The sequence below is a fragment of the Stenotrophomonas maltophilia group sp. Smal32 genome (genome assembly GCF_030237085.1).
GTDB lineage: Bacteria > Pseudomonadota > Gammaproteobacteria > Xanthomonadales > Xanthomonadaceae > Stenotrophomonas > Stenotrophomonas maltophilia_Q.
This window is the reverse complement of the sequence record NZ_JASJSI010000197.1, coordinates 1-2,851: the sequence shown is the minus strand read 5'-3', so window position 1 is coordinate 2,851 and position 2,851 is coordinate 1. Positions and strand designations below refer to the sequence as shown.

General features: G+C 67.5%; 3 protein-coding genes. All 3 read right to left on the bottom strand.

Going from position 1 to position 2,851, the window contains the following annotated elements:
- Window positions 1-81: 81 nt before the first annotated feature.
- Genes QRO91_RS22190 through QRO91_RS22180 form a run of 3 tightly spaced genes read right to left on the bottom strand, consistent with a single transcriptional unit; the run spans window position 82 to window position 2,738 of the window.
- Window positions 82-1,302: a TraB/GumN family protein gene (locus tag QRO91_RS22190; protein ID WP_005409278.1), complete on the bottom strand. Its 1,221-nt coding sequence runs from the start codon at window positions 1,300-1,302 to the stop codon at window positions 82-84.
- Window positions 1,303-1,306: 4 nt separating this feature from the next.
- Entirely contained in the window at window positions 1,307-1,837 is a 531-nt protein-coding gene (locus tag QRO91_RS22185) for a GNAT family N-acetyltransferase (RefSeq protein ID WP_197651065.1), read from the bottom strand.
- Window positions 1,838-1,850: 13 nt separating this feature from the next.
- Entirely contained in the window at window positions 1,851-2,738 is an 888-nt protein-coding gene (locus QRO91_RS22180; protein WP_005409280.1) for a carbon-nitrogen hydrolase, read from the bottom strand.
- Window positions 2,739-2,851: the final 113 nt, after the last annotated feature.

The following is a 2,851-nucleotide window of genomic DNA, read 5'->3' as shown; positions in this document are numbered from 1 at the left end:
GATGCTCGGCTGCTGTTCGCCGCGTCGCGGCGTCGCCCGGGCATGGGCTCGGGCGCTACAGATTCTGTGGCCGGTTGAGGCCTACCCCGCGACCTTGCCCCATACCTTGAACGTGGTGAGCCACAGACCGAGCATGCTGCCGATGTTGGTCAGCATGAAAGTCAGCACCACGCGGGTGACGCGGTTGCGGTACCAGCCCTTCAGGCTCTGCGCATCGTCGCGCAGCTTGAGGAAGTCCTCGTACGCCGGCTTGCGCAGTCGCGCTTCCACCAGCGCCGAGAACGCGCCGGTGGGAATGCTCAGGCGGAACGGCTTGAACGGGGCCACCGCGATCGCGGTGAGGATGCTCAGCGGATGGCCGCCGGCCAGCAGGCAGCCCAGGCCCGCCAGACCGCCGGTATACATCGCCCAGGTCGCCAGCAGTTCGGTACCCACGCCGAGGCCGCCGCGGTAGAAGCCAACGCCGATGCCGGTCGCCACGATCGCCAGGATGCCCAGCGTGAACCACGGGATGTTGCGCTTCTTCGGTACTGCTTCCAGCTCGGCACGCAGCGGTGCCGGTGCTTCGGTGTCGGTTTCCAGGTAGCGCGCCAGGCCTGCAAGATGGCCCGCACCGACAACCGCCAGTACTTCACGCTGTTGCGGGTTGTGTTCCTCGCGCAGGCGCGTGGCCATGTAGCGGTCGCGTTCGCCGATGATGGTCTCGTACAGCGCCGGGCTCTCGCTGGCGAACTCGCCGAAGCTCGATTCCAGCATGTCGCCCTGCTTGAGCTTCTCGATCTCGTTCTCGCCCACTTCCTCGGACGAGAACAGGCCGGCGCCGAGGCCGGCGACCAGCTTCAGCTTGCCGAAGAAGCCCAGCCGCTGCGAGGCGCGGCGGAAGGTCAGGCCGACCTCGCGGTCGATCAGGTGCACCGGCAGGTCGCGTTCGCGGGCCAGTTCCACTGCGCGCTTCAGTTCGGCGCCCGGTTCGATGTCGAGCTGTTCGGCCAGGCGGCGCTGGTAGGCGGACAGGGCCAGGTTGGCGGCGAACAGGGCGACGCGACCCTTGCGGATTACCTCGACCAGGTCGAGCTTGGCCAGCGTGTCCGGGTCGCTCAGCGCCTGCAGGCGCTGCGGGTCCAGCTCGACCGCCACCGCATCGAAGCGGCCACTGTCGATGGCTTTCTCCACGGCTTCAACGCTGGCGCGCGAAACGTGGGCAGTGCCCAGCAGGGTGTAGCGCACGCCGTCGCGTTCGACGACGCGCACCGGCTGGCCGGCGAACAGATCGTCGCCGGTCTCGGGAAGGGTTTCGGTCATGGGTTCATTCATTGGAAGGTGCGGTGTCGGCGCCATCGCCCAGCGCGCGCTGCATCTGCACGGTATCCAGCCAGCGGCCGTGCTTGCGGCCGAGGCCACGGAACACGCCCACCAGTTCGAAGCCGAAGCGTTCGTGCAGCTTGATGGAAGCGGTATTGGTCGGTTCGCCGATCACCGCCACCATCTGCCGGTAGCCACGCGCCACGCAGGCGTCGATCAGGGCCTGCAGCAGGCCGGTGCCGACGCCCTTGCCCTGGAAGCGGGCATCGACGTAGACCGAGTTTTCCACGGTCCACTGGTAGGCGACGCGGGTGCGGTAGGTGTTGGCGTAGGCATAGCCGGCCACCTGGCCGTCGATCTCGGCGACCAGGTAGGGGAAACCACGATCGATGATGTCGCACATGCGGCGCAGCATCTCGGTCGCGTCCGGGATGTCGTACTCGTAGGTGTTGACGAAGTCGGTCACTTCCACCGCATAGATCGCGGTGATCGCGTCGATGTCGGCCGGGCCGGCATCACGGATGAGGACGGCCATGCGCGGCTCCGGCTCAGTCGATGTAGCGCTTGAGCAGGTCACCGTACGCGTCGATGCGACGGTCGCGCAGGAACGGCCAGATGCGGCGCACGTGCTCGCTGCGCTGCAGGTCGACATCGCACAGCAGAACCGTGGCATCGGTGCCGGCTTCGGCCAGGAACTCGCCCTGCGGGCCGAGCACGTGGCTGTTGCCCCAGAACTGGATGCCCGACGCGCCCAGCGGCGACGCCTCGTGGCCGACGCGGTTGCAGCTCAGCACCGGCAGGCCGTTGGCCACGGCGTGGCCACGGTGGCTCAGCACCCAGGCGTCGCGCTGGCGGGTTTTCTCGTCCTGCACATCGTCCGGGTCCCAGCCGATCGCGGTCGGGTACAGCAGAAGTTCGGCGCCGGCCAGCGCCATCAGGCGCGCCGCTTCCGGGTACCACTGGTCCCAGCACACCAGCACGCCAAGGCGGCCCACCGAGGTATCGATCGGCTTGAAGCCGATGTCGCCCGGGGTGAAGTAGAACTTCTCGTAGAAGCCCGGATCATCCGGGATATGCATCTTGCGGTACTTGCCGAGCAGGGTACCGTCCTTCTCGAACACCACGGCGGTGTTGTGGTACAGGCCGGCAGCGCGGCGCTCGAACAGCGAGCCGACCAGCACCACGCCATGCTTCTTCGCCAGTGCGCCCAGGCGCTCGGTGCTCGGGCCCGGAATCGGCTCGGCCAGGTCGAATTCGTCCACCGATTCGTGCTGGCAGAAATACGGGCCGTTGTGCAGTTCCTGCAGCAGCACCAGCTTGGCACCCTGCGCAGCCGCCTCGGCCACGCGTGCTTCGATCACCGCCAGGTTGGCGGCGGCATCACCGTGGTTGCGCTCCTGGATCAGGGCGACGGTAAGGGGGCTGCGCGAGTTCATGCGGGGCGTTCCTGCGGGGGAAAACCTGCATGTTAGCGCGGATGGGCGGCGACGGCGTGTCGCGCGCTGAATGGGCCGGTGTTGTAGAGCCGAGCCCTTGCTCGGCTCTACAA